Origin of the sequence: Metabacillus sp. 22489, from assembly GCF_052044855.1 — a bacterium.
GTDB classification, from domain to species: domain Bacteria; phylum Bacillota; class Bacilli; order Bacillales; family Bacillaceae; genus Metabacillus; species Metabacillus niabensis.
On record NZ_JBQENT010000036.1, the window covers coordinates 1 to 13,991 of the forward strand.

The 13,991-nt window shown below is 32.1% G+C and carries 18 protein-coding genes; 10 read left to right on the forward strand and 8 right to left on the reverse strand.

The genetic code is table 11. The annotated features are described in order from the left end of the window. The first annotated feature begins 267 nt into the window (after positions 1 to 267). On the forward strand, positions 268 to 453 hold the full coding sequence (locus ACTJJ9_RS18370) for a hypothetical protein (protein ID WP_440768800.1): 186 nt from the start codon (positions 268 to 270) through the stop codon (positions 451 to 453). Between the two features lie 63 nt (positions 454 to 516). On the opposite strand, the gene ACTJJ9_RS18375 is transcribed toward ACTJJ9_RS18370, so the two are convergent. After that, on the reverse strand, positions 517 to 1,302 hold the full coding sequence (locus tag ACTJJ9_RS18375; RefSeq protein ID WP_095302667.1) for a glycerophosphodiester phosphodiesterase: 786 nt from the start codon (positions 1,300 to 1,302) through the stop codon (positions 517 to 519). Positions 1,303 to 1,412: 110 nt separating this feature from the next. On the opposite strand from ACTJJ9_RS18375, the gene ACTJJ9_RS18380 reads away from it, so the two are divergent. Both ACTJJ9_RS18380 and ACTJJ9_RS18385 read left to right on the forward strand, forming a co-directional pair. Next, positions 1,413 to 2,168 (forward strand): NADPH-dependent oxidoreductase, encoded by a 756-nt coding sequence (locus ACTJJ9_RS18380; RefSeq protein ID WP_145584094.1) that lies wholly within the window; start codon positions 1,413 to 1,415, stop codon positions 2,166 to 2,168. A 112-nt stretch (positions 2,169 to 2,280) separates the two neighbouring features. Continuing rightward, entirely contained in the window at positions 2,281 to 2,439 is a 159-nt protein-coding gene (locus ACTJJ9_RS18385) for a hypothetical protein (protein ID WP_170944475.1), read from the forward strand. A 142-nt stretch (positions 2,440 to 2,581) separates the two neighbouring features. Here ACTJJ9_RS18385 and ACTJJ9_RS18390 read toward each other — a convergent pair whose 3' ends face one another. The 3 genes from ACTJJ9_RS18390 to ACTJJ9_RS18400 form a co-directional block, all read right to left on the reverse strand. Further along, positions 2,582 to 2,863, reverse strand: coding sequence for a hypothetical protein (locus tag ACTJJ9_RS18390; protein ID WP_145584092.1), 282 nt, complete (start codon positions 2,861 to 2,863; stop codon positions 2,582 to 2,584). Positions 2,864 to 2,873: 10 nt separating this feature from the next. Continuing rightward, positions 2,874 to 5,228 (reverse strand): RNA polymerase recycling motor HelD, encoded by a 2,355-nt coding sequence (helD, locus tag ACTJJ9_RS18395; RefSeq protein ID WP_145584090.1) that lies wholly within the window; start codon positions 5,226 to 5,228, stop codon positions 2,874 to 2,876. Positions 5,229 to 5,461: 233 nt separating this feature from the next. Beyond that, positions 5,462 to 6,085: a hypothetical protein gene (locus ACTJJ9_RS18400; protein WP_145584088.1), complete on the reverse strand. Its 624-nt coding sequence runs from the start codon at positions 6,083 to 6,085 to the stop codon at positions 5,462 to 5,464. 196 nt (positions 6,086 to 6,281) lie between these two features. On the opposite strand from ACTJJ9_RS18400, the gene ACTJJ9_RS18405 reads away from it, so the two are divergent. Further along, positions 6,282 to 7,055, forward strand: coding sequence for a hypothetical protein (locus ACTJJ9_RS18405; protein ID WP_145584086.1), 774 nt, complete (start codon positions 6,282 to 6,284; stop codon positions 7,053 to 7,055). Between the two features lie 88 nt (positions 7,056 to 7,143). Here ACTJJ9_RS18405 and ACTJJ9_RS18410 read toward each other — a convergent pair whose 3' ends face one another. The 3 genes from ACTJJ9_RS18410 to ACTJJ9_RS18420 all read right to left on the reverse strand — a co-directional run bounded on the left by ACTJJ9_RS18410 (position 7,144) and on the right by ACTJJ9_RS18420 (position 9,604). Beyond that, the gene (locus ACTJJ9_RS18410; RefSeq protein WP_145584084.1) at positions 7,144 to 7,449 is read right to left on the reverse strand and encodes a hypothetical protein; all 306 of its coding nucleotides are present in this window, start codon (positions 7,447 to 7,449) and stop codon (positions 7,144 to 7,146) included. A 196-nt stretch (positions 7,450 to 7,645) separates the two neighbouring features. After that, the gene (locus ACTJJ9_RS18415) at positions 7,646 to 8,692 is read right to left on the reverse strand and encodes an aldose epimerase family protein (protein ID WP_145584082.1); all 1,047 of its coding nucleotides are present in this window, start codon (positions 8,690 to 8,692) and stop codon (positions 7,646 to 7,648) included. 132 nt (positions 8,693 to 8,824) lie between these two features. Continuing rightward, a complete protein-coding gene (locus ACTJJ9_RS18420) occupies positions 8,825 to 9,604 on the reverse strand; it encodes an alpha/beta fold hydrolase (RefSeq protein WP_145584080.1) in 780 nt (259 codons plus the stop codon). A 339-nt stretch (positions 9,605 to 9,943) separates the two neighbouring features. On the opposite strand from ACTJJ9_RS18420, the gene ACTJJ9_RS18425 reads away from it, so the two are divergent. Continuing rightward, positions 9,944 to 10,150, forward strand: a complete 207-nt coding sequence (locus ACTJJ9_RS18425) for an alpha/beta-type small acid-soluble spore protein (RefSeq protein WP_095302684.1) — start codon at positions 9,944 to 9,946, stop codon at positions 10,148 to 10,150. A gap of 120 nt (positions 10,151 to 10,270) precedes the next feature. Beyond that, positions 10,271 to 10,444 carry a hypothetical protein gene (locus ACTJJ9_RS18430; RefSeq protein WP_170944392.1) on the forward strand — a complete coding sequence of 58 codons (174 nt, stop codon included), beginning with the start codon at positions 10,271 to 10,273 and terminating at the stop codon, positions 10,442 to 10,444. Positions 10,445 to 10,502: 58 nt separating this feature from the next. On the opposite strand, the gene ACTJJ9_RS18435 is transcribed toward ACTJJ9_RS18430, so the two are convergent. Next, positions 10,503 to 11,126 carry a CAP domain-containing protein gene (locus ACTJJ9_RS18435; RefSeq protein ID WP_095301231.1) on the reverse strand — a complete coding sequence of 208 codons (624 nt, stop codon included), beginning with the start codon at positions 11,124 to 11,126 and terminating at the stop codon, positions 10,503 to 10,505. Positions 11,127 to 11,408: 282 nt separating this feature from the next. On the opposite strand from ACTJJ9_RS18435, the gene ACTJJ9_RS18440 reads away from it, so the two are divergent. From ACTJJ9_RS18440 to ACTJJ9_RS18455, 4 genes are all read left to right on the forward strand, one after another. After that, a complete protein-coding gene (locus ACTJJ9_RS18440) occupies positions 11,409 to 12,545 on the forward strand; it encodes a DUF418 domain-containing protein (RefSeq protein WP_145584078.1) in 1,137 nt (378 codons plus the stop codon). A 70-nt stretch (positions 12,546 to 12,615) separates the two neighbouring features. After that, entirely contained in the window at positions 12,616 to 12,795 is a 180-nt protein-coding gene (locus tag ACTJJ9_RS18445) for an H-type small acid-soluble spore protein (protein WP_095301233.1), read from the forward strand. Positions 12,796 to 12,912: 117 nt separating this feature from the next. Further along, the gene (locus tag ACTJJ9_RS18450) at positions 12,913 to 13,125 is read left to right on the forward strand and encodes a cold-inducible protein YdjO-related protein (protein ID WP_095301234.1); all 213 of its coding nucleotides are present in this window, start codon (positions 12,913 to 12,915) and stop codon (positions 13,123 to 13,125) included. A 203-nt stretch (positions 13,126 to 13,328) separates the two neighbouring features. Then, on the forward strand, positions 13,329 to 13,979 hold the full coding sequence (locus ACTJJ9_RS18455) for a serine/threonine protein kinase (RefSeq protein WP_145584076.1): 651 nt from the start codon (positions 13,329 to 13,331) through the stop codon (positions 13,977 to 13,979). The last annotated feature ends 12 nt before the right edge of the window (positions 13,980 to 13,991 follow it).

Here is a 13,991-nt window from a genome sequence, read left to right on the forward strand (position 1 = left end):
AATTAATGTAGTGGGACTTGGGGTGACTGGCAAGTCTTTTTTTATGCACCTATCAAATAAAGTGCAGGACTTTGCATTTTTCTCTTGCAAAGGTCTGCACTTCTATTTTGCAATACACATTTTGAGCTTAATTATTATAAAAGCATCCATTTTTAACATCAAATTCCAGAGATTAACTACTCAAAAATCACTTATATTGGATGTGCTTTATTCCTTTTGAACATGCTAATCATTGTTAAAGACAAAATAGTATGAAAGGAGTTATTTATGATGAACAACAAAGACTATTTAACTAATGCTCCAAAACAAGAAAAAATTATATTACAAACTGATGGTAGTTCTCCTAACAAAAGGAATATCGATGGAAATTCCGTCCTTGAGCACAAAAATTTGGAAGTAGCTAATTCCTACATTGCTAGTAAAGAAATCGGACAACAAAGGGAAAATCTTTAATAAATAGAGGTAAACATGTTTAGTTATTCTAAACAGCTTACCTCTTCTATCGTTCAATTCTATTTATTCTTCTATAAAATAGTCTGGAAAGTCTGTAATTACTCCGTCTATTTTTGAATCTAACAGCCCTTTAATCGATTTTTTATCCCGAACTGTATAGGGCATTACCCTCATTTTATATGAATGAATGCGCTTCACAAGGTTCTTTGTGATTAGCGCTTTATTTGGATTTATATATTGAACGAGCTTTGACCAATCTTTTAATTGAACATTTGATATCCCATGAATCCGATATTTTACTAATAGCCCTAATTTGAGAGTTGGCAGCTGTTGATGTACCTTTTCTAATAGTTCAAAATCAAATGATTGCACAATAATATCATTTGTTTGCTGTTTTTCCGATAATATATTTGTTAGTTTTTCAACAATTTCAGGATATAAGTTTGGGTTTTTTATTTCAATCAAAAAACTGATTTTTCCAGAAAACTCTGTTAAAACTTCTTGTAATGTAGGGACCTTTTCTCCTGAAAAATTTTTATGAAACCACTTTCCTGCATCTAATTGTTTTATTTCATTATAAGTAAGATTGCGAATTTCTCCGACTCCATTGGTTGTTCGATCAACCGTAGGGTCATGAATGACAACAAGCTCTCCATCCTTTGACATTTGGATATCAAGCTCAATAAAATCAGCCTTTAATTCTACTGCCTTCCTAAAAGCAGCCATCGTATTTTCTGGAGCATACCCTGCAGCTCCACGATGTGCAACAACGAGAAAATGCTCGTGTTTCCAATATACATTTCCCTTTTTTACACGATATATTTTATTAAATACATTCTTAAGCGACATCTCTCCAACTCCTAATCAACTCTTCTTTTCTATTTAAGCACAATTCTTTGTCAACATTGTTAAAGATCAAGTATAGTTACCATATATATTATAATATAGGAGGATTCATCATGAATGAAGTTATTAAAACCTTAACAAGCCATCGATCTTTTCGACATTTTGAAGACCGAGAAATCCCTACTGAACAGCTAGAAGCTATCCTTACTTCTGCTCAAGCTGCCCCTACTTGGATCCATGGTCAGCAAGTTTCCGTTATTGTAATCAAAGATAAAGCAAGAAAACAAACATTAGCCTCATTATGCGGTAATCAGAAACATATTATTGAAGCTCCGGTATTCCTTATTTTCTGTGCAGATTTTTATCGTACAAAGCTCGCTAGTAAGATTGAACAAATACCAATGGAGGCAATTCATGATGTTGATATGTTATTAGTTGGAGCAACCGATGTCGGTATCTCCTTAAGTAATGCAATTGCAGCATCTGAATCATTAGGTTTACAAATTGTTCCGATAGGTGGTATTCGTAAAAATCCTATAGAGGTTGTTGAGTACTTGAATTTACCTGAATATGTAATTCCAATTTGTGGCTTATGTATAGGCTATGGTTATAATGATCCGGGGCATAATCCACGATTACCAAAAGAAGCATTTATCCATCAAGAAGTCTATAACAAAGATCAAGAGCAAATCATTCATACATATAATAAAACATACCAAGAACATCAAAGAAAATTAACTGATCATGAAAACCCTCCTACATGGACAGCAAGGGTAGCTAGCTTTTATAAGGGAAAGCATTATAATGACCGATATCCTCATGTAGCCTCAATGTTAAAGAAACAAGGCTTCACTTGTGATGACATATAAAATTGAATTAATTTCAGTTTACGATCTGATAAAAACGGGTATTGGCTCTTTGTTTAGCTATTAAATAACAAGCCATGAATTATTCTTGTACAGAAGATATGGAGGGGTGTAAATGAACAAAATAAATAAACATTCGGTCCATCAAGCTGAGAATAGTGAAATTTTAACATTGGCTAACTTAGCAATAGCAAATGGAGTTAGCAAAGAGGCTTTCAAGAAATTTATTGAACAGAAGAAACAACATCTTCGTAAATCATCAAAAATTAAATAATAAAAAAAGAGGGTGACTGAAATGGTCTGCCCCCTCCAATAAACACTGATAAATTGTAAACTAGCCTCAAGATTAGGTCTATTAGTGTTGTTAGGAGTCTGGTACCTTTGGTTTTTGAGACACCCTCTTTTTACTTCATAATTTAAAGAGCTGATTTGAGTTGCTTAAAGGTTTCAATAAACATTTTAGGATTTTCTTTAATAGTATAGCAGTACAAGCCTTTTATCGTATGTAAATAAATAAGCCCCATTTGATTTGAAAAAGGACGAAAAGACATATCTAATACCTCATGTTGGTGAAAAACTTCCCCATCGGTCCAAACAGCTTCTAGCGAAAATGCAATCATATACTCTTCTTCTTTATAATGCTGTTGATTCTCTTCAATAGAGCGTATAACTTTTATATAAGGTAATTGTGCGATCATTTTTTCACCGTTATCCCTCTATTTTAGTTTTATTTATATAAAGCTCCTCTGGTATATTTGCAAGGAATGGAGTAGCTTCCATTGTATAAAAGATCAATAATTCATGCATCGCCCTAGTACATGCTGTATAGAAGAGGTTTCTTGTCTCTTCACTCCCGTATTGTTCATACGAAGCATTAAACAATATTACACAATCAAACTCAATTCCCTTAGCTAAATAGGCTGGAATAATGACTACACCAGAATCAAATTGATTGCTTCTTTTATCAATAAGTTCAACCTCGATACTATCTTTAAGTATGTCAAAAACACGATTTGCTTCCTTTTGAGTTTTACATATGATTGCCGTTGTTTTATATGTGCTGTTATTTTTTATTTTATCAACAATTTGAGCAATTATTTCGTTTTCATCATTTTTTTCTAAAATAATTGGCTTCTGTCCATTACGATTAAAGGGCTCAATTTCTTCGTTTTTTTCTAATATAGCTGATGTAAATTCAATGATTTGCTTTGTAGAGCGATAACTTCTAGTTAATTTAATCGTTTCAATGCTTTCACCATTAAATAAATCCTTTAACACTTCTATCCCAGTATGTGAATGATGTGCATAAATTGCTTGATTTATATCGCCGAGTACTGTAAAACGGGAATTTGGAAATAAATGCTTTAAAAAAGCAAATTGAAACGATGAGTAATCCTGAGCCTCATCAATAAAAACATATTTAACACTTGTGTTGACTTTAAACCCTTCAATCTTTTCCTTTAAATACAAATAAGGTGTTGCATCTTCATAAGGAAGGTGATTGTTATTTAAATGCTTTCTTGTATATTGGCTAATTTCTTGCCAGTCAAGATTTGTTATATGTGAAATCGTTAAGTGCAAGTCAGTTGGGTTAAGAGTAAATAATTGCTGATAAATTGCCTTCATATTAAGAAAGTCAAGCCGTTTTATTTTTTTTATTACAGGACTCAAGGCTCGTTTAACTACATAAATGCTTAATTGTTCTTGCTCTCTTTCAAAATCATCAAACGTATCTTGCGAGAAACGTTTTTGCTTACTTAACTTTTGAAAATAAAACTGATATTCCTCTTTATCTAAATATTGAATTTCATCTTCAACCCACTCTTTTTTTCTCTCACTTTTTTCAAGTCTTTTTAGTTCAGATAGTAACCATGTAGCAGTAAGTTTGACTCGATTAGTAATCGATAGTTGTTTATCTAATGAATAAAAATAATCAGATATTTCTAATGTAGAAATTACAACTTCATTTCTAAACACAATATCTTGAAACACTAAATTTTCATTACTTAAATGTGTTAAATATTGTTCAACAACATGTAAAAATTGGATCGATGACTTATATTTTGCTGATTTTTTTCTTACCTCGTAATCCTGGTCATGTTGAGCAGTTAGCATATATTCCATTTGAGAAAAAGGATCTTCTACATGAAAGGAATCACCTAAGGAAAATTCTAAATACTGTTGGAATGTTGTTTGCTGCATATTTTCTTCCCCTAGCTCAGGCAAAACATTGCGAATATAGCTATTGAACATCGGGTTAGGAGAAAACAATAATATTTCTTCAGCATTTAGTGTCTCACGGTATTTATATAGTAAAAAGGCAACTCGTTGTAAAGCTGCTGATGTTTTCCCACTCCCTGCAGCACCTTGAACGATTAATAGCTTCCCCTTTTCATTACGAATGATTTTATTTTGCTCCTTTTGGATAGTAGCAACAATGCTCTTCATTTGTGCATTTGATTGCTTACCTAATACTTCTTGAAGGAGCTCATCACCTATTGTTAGACCAGTATCAAACATCCCTTCGATAATACCATCTTTTATAATAAACTGCCTTTTTAATTGTAATTCACCTGTAACAGTACCACCTGGTGCCGTAAATTTAGCAGGACCAAGAGAATAATCATAATACAAACTCGAAATGGGGGCACGCCAATCGTAAACTAAAAACTCATCTGATTCGTTATCCAAAAATGAGGCTATTCCTAAATATATTCGTTCTATATCCTGTTCTCCATCTTCCTTAAAATCGATCCGGGCAAAGTACGGCGCCTCAACTAAACGTCTTAAGTTTTTAACATCCTTATGTAAATGTTTATGACGATGTTCACGTTCAGATAAAAATTCAGCTTGCTGCTTGATGCTAGTTGCAGTTTCTCCCGCTTCAACAGCATCGTCCATATTTACAGTAACATCTTCCCAGAAATTTCTTCTAATCGAAAGGATATCTGACTTCACTGTTGATGTCTGCTGTTCCAATAAAGCTAGCTCGCTTTTCATTTTTTCGATGACTTTATTGATTCTTATTTGTTCAATATGTAATTCCTGTTTATTTTCTGACATGAAACCCCGCCCCTCGTAACTTTTTCCAATTGTGAATTATCATCATAACAAATATAAAGTTTTAAGAAAATATATCACTTCTCACTATTTCGTGAAAAAGTTAAAAAACCCTACATTTTTATGTATACTAAATGTTGTGGGCAAAGGAGATTAATTTATCATTTAAATACGAAAAGAAGTTAACAGGAAATGTTAACTTCAATCTGCTACTTTTTGCTTTAAAAATTTTACGCTTATTGAAAATCAAACTCTGATAAAGAGTCCATATGACTTGCGATCATCGCGATAATTGTACTTGCTTCTTCTTTACTAAAAATAAAATTTGTTTCATCTTTAATGAGCTGATCATCGTCTGTTTTTATCCGATTTATTCTTTTAAGCACACCGTCACCAGTCTCTTGAATAATACCGAATTGATATGTTACTTCCACTTCATCCTCGTGCATAAAAGCAGTAACCTCTGGTGTTTCCCACTCTACATCGATTTCCTCAAGAACATTATCTTCTTCGATATCCTGAGATTCATCATAATCCTCTTCATCATCGTCATTCATATACATATGAAAACTTTCGTGAACTGCATCAATGATTTCTTCAATATCAGATAGGATCGTACGAGACATTTGATCATATTCAAAATCAAACGATTCAATGTAAAATTCAACATTGTAAGGGTCAAAGCAAAGCGTACAGAAGTAATCTCGCTCATCATCCTCTGTTTCAACAAAAAACTCAATTCTTGGATGCTTAGCTCCCCTATCGATGGACATATGACCAACTTGATCATATTTTTCACAAATTGATTCAAGATGATCTTGTAATTCTGCACTTATCCTATCAAACCATTCCATACTCATCTTCTTTCACCCTTTCCTACTTCCTCACTTTTCCAAAAAGAACCTAAAGTACTTTTAGCTTTCTTAAGGCGCTAAACAAACCTAGTATGTCCTTATTTCTAGCCATATTTTCATTTTTCATGAAAGTTGTTATCAAAATTAGGTTATCTCTCATAGGATATTAACATCATTTTCTTCAAAGAAGGAGGAGAATCTTTTGGTATATAGTAAAAAGAACGATAATCCGACTTTATATATAAACACCAAAAATATACAAGCAAATTCAAATCAACAAACCTTCCGTCGCAATTATTTACAAGAATTCATGTATCTTCAAGCAGAATTAAATTCGTCATTAACTAATGCTACAAAAGAGGTAAGCAGGCTTATCTCTAAAACGAGTACAGAACAAAAAAACCAATTCAACCATGTATTTAAACATTTACAATTACACGAGGAACGAATTGAGCCGTTGAAAAATTATATAATTAAACAAGAGGAAGCACATAATGCATTAATTTCACGCTTCGAAACACTTAACACCGCTAATCAAGGCCTATTAGAAAAGCATAAGAAAGATGAATTGTTAAACCAAGCGATCATCGACCAATTAACAATACAGGATACGTCACTACATCAGTTAACAAAAAAAGTAGAGCATTTCGAAACTCTCCATAGTCAGTTTCATGACCAATTGGCTGAGCAATTGAATGTAAATGAGTCGATAAAAAATAATTTAGAGCTCCAAGAATCTTTCCATCAAACGATATTAGAACGTGTTGAAAGTCAAGATGCCATTCATCAAAAAATGGCTCGCGATATGGATAGTTTAAGAGCAACACTATTTGAAAGAATTAATTATGTTGTTGAAAAAATTGAAGAAAATTATAAGCAAGTATCCGGTTATATCTTTAAATTATTTAACAAAGCAAATTTCAAGCATAATCATGAGACCGAAAGTGAGAAAAAGAAAAAGGAAACTGTTGGATGAAAATGAATGATAATCGCTAAAAGGGTTAATCTGCTACAGGAATTATATGTATAAAGATTAGCCCTTTTTAGCATTTGAATTAGTCAGATCAAAATCTGCTTTCTACTTCTTCACAATCTTGATGGTCACCATAAATCATTTTTAACATTTCTTCTGCAGCATCATAAGAAACCTCATGATAAACCTTAGCAAAATGCTTTAAACTATCACAAAATCCCACATTGTCCTCGCCAACACTTTCAGACCAGCTTACAAAATTATGAAAATCCTGTAGTGGATCGTAGGAATTAAATTTTGTCACAACATCATCCGAATTTCCAAGAGTGGTCACTTCAATACCTTGATATGTTTCTGGATGCTCCTCTGCATATTTCACACAGGCATAAAAAATCATAGCTCTTGCTCCTTTCATAGAGATGTAAAACAACAATTATGTAAAAAAATGAACTGATACGTTTTTTCTTAAATTAGTCTTTACTTGAGAGATAAAATTATGTGGAGGAGCCTTCATTTACTTAATTTACTTGTTATTTAAAGAAAAATGAAAAAGAATGAAACCAGCTGATTTCATTCTTTTAAATAAGGTTTTATTAAATTGTAGTAAACTTATATTTCGTAGTTGTTTTATACTCTTCTCCAGCCTTTAAAATACATGGTGAAAATTTCGGGTGGTGAATTGAATCTGGCAGCCCTTGTGTTTCTAAACAAATAGCTAAGTATTTTTTTGATTGAACATCTCTTACCTTAAAGCTATCATCCAACATATTTGATGTATACACAACAACACTTTGTTCATCCGTCTCAATAATTAGCTTTCTTCCACTTTCTTTGTCAGCTAACATTATTTCTTCATTATGATTTTCATCTAATAAAAATGGATGGTCTATCCCTTGTCCAACTAATTTAATTTGAGGATGTTCTGACAATACTGCTTCTTTTATTTCTTTACCATCTTTAAAATCAAATGGTGTGCTGTCAACGTTTAAAAATTCACCTGTCGGAATAAAATCATTATTAAGCTCAAGTATTTTTTGACTTTTAATTTTTAATTGATGTGACAATATATCTTTTTTTACATTTCCAGATAAATTAAAATACGTATGATTTGTTAAATTTACCAATGTATCTTTATCAGTTGTTGCATAATATTTTATATGTAATTCATTTTCGTTATTCAACAAATATGAGACTTTAACAGTTAAGTTACCTGGATAACCAGCTTCTCCATCTTTACTGAGATACGAAAATTCAACACCTACTTCACTTTCTGTCTCAATCAATTCAGCATCCCATACTTGTCTATCAAAACCATTTGGCCCACCATGTAAATGATTCGTATTTTCATTTTGTGGCAATGAATATTGTTGCCCATTAAGTTCAAATTCCCCTTTATCAATTCTTCCAGCCACTCTACCAACAACAGCACCGAAATAATTCGTTCTTTCTAGGTAAGAGGCTACATCATCATATCCTAGGACAACGTTTTCAATTTCTCCATTTTGATTAGGAGTTTGTATTTCCGTGATAATACACCCTAATGTAATACATGAAATGCTCATACCTTGATTATTTTCAAGTTTATAAGAATAAACCGTATTCCCTTCATGTTCTCCGAATTTTGTAGTTGTAATTTTCATTTTTCTCTCTCCTTAAAGCACCGCAATGTTTGTCTTAGATATATACAAAATATCTTCTTAATTAATTATAGATTTATCATCTAAATTCCTGCAAAAAACAAAATTTTTCTTAAAAATCGACATTATTTTTAATTATTTCTTTATCATTATCCCATTACAAAAACGAGTGATTTCTTCATTTGCTAATGTCCATCTTTTTGTCAATGTTTGGTGATTTGTTCGCTTAAAAAATACAATCCTTATTCGCTTGTTCTTTTTGCGAAAAATTCGATTATAGCGATTAAATACATCCGATCTCGTTCCATAAATAAGTAAAATTGGCATGGTTAATTTATCTACCTCATCATAAAAATTTGTATGTAAAACCTCTTCATAATAGCGAGCCCAAATTTCCTTTTGTGACTTTTTCATATGTTTATTTAATAGCTTTCTAACGGTTTTATTTTTCGTATGACTTTTTGCTAAAATTGTCGCATACAAGTTTGGATGATTTTCTGCCATATAAAATCCTAATTTATGCTCTATCGCAAGCAAAGTATTATAAACTACAGGGTAACCCCCAAATAAAATCAAGCCCTTCACTCTATCCTGAAAATGGGTTGCAAGATACTGTGCAATTGTCCCACCAGCTGAATAACCACAAATAACTGCAGTAGAAATGTGTAATGTATCTAACAAAGATATTATTTCATTACCATACTCCACAATTAAATTTTCATGTTCATGTAGCCTATCACTGTCACCATGACCTGATAGATCTGGAAAGATCACTCTAAATTTCTTCTGAAGTCTATATTGATAATGAAAAACGTACCTTCCCATTCCTGGAGGATGTATAAAAACGATTGGTATTCCGGAGCCAATATCATCATAAGCAATTTTTTTCCCATCAATATAAGCAAAATTTGTCATATAAACACCCCTCTAAAATAATAGCGATTATATTATCTCTCATAAAAATGAATGTTAGCCTATTAAATTCTAATAAGCTGGTAATATCTGCTTGTTAATATGTGAATAAAATCAACAAAGCTGTGAGAAATTAATGATACTTTCACTCAAAAAACTTTTTAACGAAACTTTAATGTTCACCTAGTAAATATATGGAAAAATAAAATAAGTGAATAATTTTATTGATTTGAAACAAAATATATTTCAAATCAGCAACGGGTTAGCCTAGAGGATAAAGCATGGTGCAATTCCAGCCTAACCCACCAAACAACAACAATATTCATAAGGAGATGGTTTAACATGGCAAGTAACGGTAATAATTCAAACCAACTATTGGTACCTGGTGCAGCACAAGCTCTTGATCAAATGAAATTAGAAATTGCATCAGAATTTGGCGTTAACCTTGGTGCAGAAACAACATCTCGTGCAAATGGATCTGTTGGTGGAGAAATTACAAAACGTTTAGTATCTTTCGCTCAACAACAAATGAGTGGCGGAACACGATAATAAAAACTTCATACACTAATGGCTAAAAAAGGCACCTTTTTAGGTGCCTTTTTCATTCATGAAACGAGATAAGCTGGTAATGATAAACAAGTGGAACTAAATTTATAAGGAGTGAAAGAAATGATTAATGAAGATTTTGATGAGTTTATCCAGGCTGAAGCCCGTCATAAATCCGTGTATCTTGGCTCTGACCAAAAAAATGCGCACAAAAAGAAAATAAAAAAGGATGAAAATTCAAGAGGTAATACAGACTCCTATATAGGTGCAACAGGAAGAGATGTTTTTGATAAATAATGTAAAACGAACAAAAACAGTAGCGACAATGGTTCCCCACTGCCTCTACTGTTTTTTCTTATCTTGCCTTAATAAACATTTGTACCCATGCACCATGATAAAATCCAACACCAATTGTGTCATATTCTGGCTTTAATATATTTGCGCGATGGCCAGATGAATTCATCCATGCATTCATTACCTCTTGCGGTGTTTTTTGACCTTTTGCAATATTTTCACCTGCAGATGAGTAACTAACTCCAAATGTTTTTAACATATCGAAAGGTGAACCATAGTTTGGGCTAGTATGTGAAAAGTAATTTGAATTAATCATATCTTCTGCCTTTTTCTGTGCTACATTTTTCACATCAGCTCGATGTGATAATGCTCTTAATCCTGCTTTAGCTCTTTCCTGGTTAACCAATTGGACAACTTGTTCTTGGAAACCACTAGGACTTTGTGCAGATGCCTTAAGACGAATCACTTCACCTACATGCATATTCCTAGGCTCGACATTTGGATTTAATTGCATTAACTGTCTATAGTCTAAACCGTATCGCTTAGCTATGTACCAAAATGTATCACCTGGAGAAACCTTATAAAATTCAAACGGTGCTTCTTTATAGCTTTTAGTTTGTCCATTTGTCACAGATGGAACGATAAAAAGCAAAATCAATGTTGCCATTAAAAACTTTTTAAACATATCTTTCCTCCTTAGCCAATAAGTTAATTTTCCACTTTTCTAGTTTGGCTAAGTTTCAGAAATGAATGCATTAAATTTTCTCAACACCTTTTTTCATATTAGTTCAATTTACGTTGTTTCTTTAACTAAAGAATACAAACAGTACCATTCATATTCTTCCTCTAACTACTTATTCACCTTTTACTTGCAAGAGACTCATACGTTTTCTTTAAAATATCTTGTAAATAGCCGTTTTATCGCTTACTTTTAAAAAGGATAAGTTTAGTAAAGGATGATTGAACGTTGACAAATAATCAAAATCGAATATTGCAATTAGATATTATTCGTGGGGTTGCACTTTTAGGTATTTTCCTTGTAAATATGCCTAGCTTCCACTCTCCACAGTTTATGTACTCATTTTTTGGTCTTTCGCAAAGCTATTCAGAATTTGAAAAAGCTCTAGCAATTTTCCAAAAATTATTTATTGAAATGAAGTTTTATCCAATCTTTTCATTTCTTTTCGGATTAAGCTTTTACTTGTTCCTTTCCAAATATCCTGTATTTTTCTTTATAAAACGAATGATCGTCCTTTTATTAATTGGTCTTTGTCATTTACTTTTTCTTTGGTATGGTGATATTCTTCATGCTTACGCACTAACTGGCATTATGCTAATTCCTTTTTACCGCCTTAAACCAAAACAAATTCTTATTTGGTCAATAATATTTCTTTTTACTTATCATCTTATTCTGTTAAGTAGTATATTTAGCTCAATAAAATTTGTTTACGACGAAGGATTCATTAATGAAAATATTAAAGCTTATGTCACACATTATCAAAGTGATTCATATTTTCATTGGTTCTTCTCTCATTTACAAATAGAAGTAATTCCAATCCTTTTTCAATTACCATTATCTATTTTTCCTATATTAGGCTTTTTCTTATTAGGCCTATATGCTGGCAAGAAAAACCTTTATTCCATCTCATTACAAAATATACGATTAATAAAGAAACTTATCGTTTGGTGTTCTTTTATTAGTTTGTTATTAGTGATTACAAACTTTATTTTATTGACATATGACATATTTACTTCACCAATTCAACATTCGACAAGCCAATTTGTCAAGAGCTTAAGCGGTGTTTCGTTAAGCATTTTATATATGTGTATCATATCCATATGGGTAACGAAGGAGAAATGGAAAAAAGGACTTCTCCCCTTTCAATATGTTGGACGTATGTCATTAACAAACTATCTTTTCCAATCATTAATTTCTATCGGAGTAATTAGAATTTTCGATTTATATGGAAAGCTCAATTTGATAGAAGGTACTCTATTATGCGTTCTTATATTTGCATTGCAAACGATAGTTAGTTATATTTGGCTCTTAAAATTTAGAAAAGGACCGATTGAGTGGTTTTGGAGAAAAGTAACAAAAACATAAACATTTGTTCATGGATAAATTTACAATGTTCTGAGAAAAATATGTAGAGAATAACTTAGGAGGTTAAAAGATGGACATTAAACGAGTTAAGCAAATTTTATCTTCTTCAGCAGATATTAAAGTGTTATACAATGGAGCATCAATTTGGATTGATGAATTACATGAAAATGAAGGATTAGTTACTTGTCATTTAAGAGGTCCGCTTGAAGAGAGAACACAAGTGGCGGTTTCCGAGCTTGTTGAAGAATAAGTCCTTTCTACCAATTAGTTAAAGTTGGAAACGCCTTGGTGATTTTTATACATATTTTCAGAAAATAAGTGTATAATGTATTTAGAACTTAATCTCCTTTCTAAAGGATGTGTTTAAATGAGATTTCAGCAGCAAGTTGAAAAACCACCTGAGGTAAGCTTAAAAGTTTGGTCTTGTGGTTCAGAAGAATGTAATGGCTGGATGAGGGATAATTTTAAATCAAACGATAATCCTGATTGTCCTCTTTGTGGACACGCCATGGTTGAAGATGAACGTACTTTACCTGTCTTAGAAAATTTTTCAGCAATCCATATGAAAAAAGAATCATAAGAAACACATTGTTTAGAAAATGAAAAAGGCTGTTTTTTGGCCTTTTTTATTTGTCTTTTAAAATTCAAATAGACTTCACTTCCTAAAACTTTCAAAATCATGAATACTCTTCAGCTTTCTTTCTTGTACTTATTTTTTAAATATAGGCAATCAACAATTATGCGAGACATTTCACATAAGATCGCCTACTTAGAGGTGTTGAAATGTCTTCAATAAAACAAGATTTAGTTGATATTGTTAAAATATATAGTAAGGATCCATTTGACCCTGTTTATGTTAGCTCGATTCCACAAGGCTGGACATTACACGGGAAAGGAAATTTTGCCGCAGTTTTTTCACACCCTTCCCTTAAAGGAAAGGTAGTAAAAATCTATGCAGAAAATCGAAATGGAATTGTTGATGAAATTACTGTATATAAAAAGCTTGGGGAACATAAAGCATACTCAGAACTTGAGGAATATGGAGAACGCTACCTCGTGCTAAAGAAATTAGATGGGATAACATTGTACCAAGCGTTTAAAAAAGGTGTGTTCATTCCTAATTCTGTTATAAGTGACATTGATAAAGCAATCAATTACGCAATACAGAGGGGCCTTAATCCTACTGATATTCATGGTAAAAATGTCATAATGAATAATGGGCATGGTTATATTGTTGACGTATCCGATTTTTTAAAACCGTATTCCTGTCCTAAATGGAAGCATTTTAAATTTGCCTATTATACGTTTTATTTACCAGTTTTCAGAAGATTACATATCTCTCTCCCTAATTGGTTTTTAGAACGAATAAGAAAAGGCTATCAGCTATATTTACGAATAAGTGGTTTTAGAAAAAAACAAAAAAATCTTGACTAACTAATGTACCTT

What these genes read in the sequence shown, in the direction of transcription:
- ACTJJ9_RS18390 (WP_145584092.1), bottom strand. Translation starts at nt 2,863, where the DNA reads ATGATCGCACAATTACCTTATATAAAAGTTATACGCTCTATTGAAGAG.
- ACTJJ9_RS18435 (WP_095301231.1), bottom strand. Translation starts at nt 11,126, where the DNA reads ATGTTTAAAAAGTTTTTAATGGCAACATTGATTTTGCTTTTTATCGTT.
- ACTJJ9_RS18410 (WP_145584084.1), bottom strand. Translation starts at nt 7,449, where the DNA reads ATGATTTTTTATGCCTGTGTGAAATATGCAGAGGAGCATCCAGAAACA.
- ACTJJ9_RS18375 (WP_095302667.1), bottom strand. Translation starts at nt 1,302, where the DNA reads ATGTCGCTTAAGAATGTATTTAATAAAATATATCGTGTAAAAAAGGGA.
- ACTJJ9_RS18380 (WP_145584094.1), top strand. Translation starts at nt 1,413, where the DNA reads ATGAATGAAGTTATTAAAACCTTAACAAGCCATCGATCTTTTCGACAT.
- ACTJJ9_RS18455 (WP_145584076.1), top strand. Translation starts at nt 13,329, where the DNA reads ATGTCTTCAATAAAACAAGATTTAGTTGATATTGTTAAAATATATAGT.
- ACTJJ9_RS18370 (WP_440768800.1), top strand. Translation starts at nt 268, where the DNA reads ATGATGAACAACAAAGACTATTTAACTAATGCTCCAAAACAAGAAAAA.
- ACTJJ9_RS18400 (WP_145584088.1), bottom strand. Translation starts at nt 6,085, where the DNA reads ATGAGTATGGAATGGTTTGATAGGATAAGTGCAGAATTACAAGATCAT.
- ACTJJ9_RS18420 (WP_145584080.1), bottom strand. Translation starts at nt 9,604, where the DNA reads ATGACAAATTTTGCTTATATTGATGGGAAAAAAATTGCTTATGATGAT.
- helD (WP_145584090.1), bottom strand. Translation starts at nt 5,228, where the DNA reads ATGTCAGAAAATAAACAGGAATTACATATTGAACAAATAAGAATCAAT.
- ACTJJ9_RS18385 (WP_170944475.1), top strand. Translation starts at nt 2,281, where the DNA reads ATGAACAAAATAAATAAACATTCGGTCCATCAAGCTGAGAATAGTGAA.
- ACTJJ9_RS18450 (WP_095301234.1), top strand. Translation starts at nt 12,913, where the DNA reads ATGAGATTTCAGCAGCAAGTTGAAAAACCACCTGAGGTAAGCTTAAAA.
- ACTJJ9_RS18445 (WP_095301233.1), top strand. Translation starts at nt 12,616, where the DNA reads ATGGACATTAAACGAGTTAAGCAAATTTTATCTTCTTCAGCAGATATT.
- ACTJJ9_RS18425 (WP_095302684.1), top strand. Translation starts at nt 9,944, where the DNA reads ATGGCAAGTAACGGTAATAATTCAAACCAACTATTGGTACCTGGTGCA.
- ACTJJ9_RS18430 (WP_170944392.1), top strand. Translation starts at nt 10,271, where the DNA reads ATGATTAATGAAGATTTTGATGAGTTTATCCAGGCTGAAGCCCGTCAT.
- ACTJJ9_RS18415 (WP_145584082.1), bottom strand. Translation starts at nt 8,692, where the DNA reads ATGAAAATTACAACTACAAAATTCGGAGAACATGAAGGGAATACGGTT.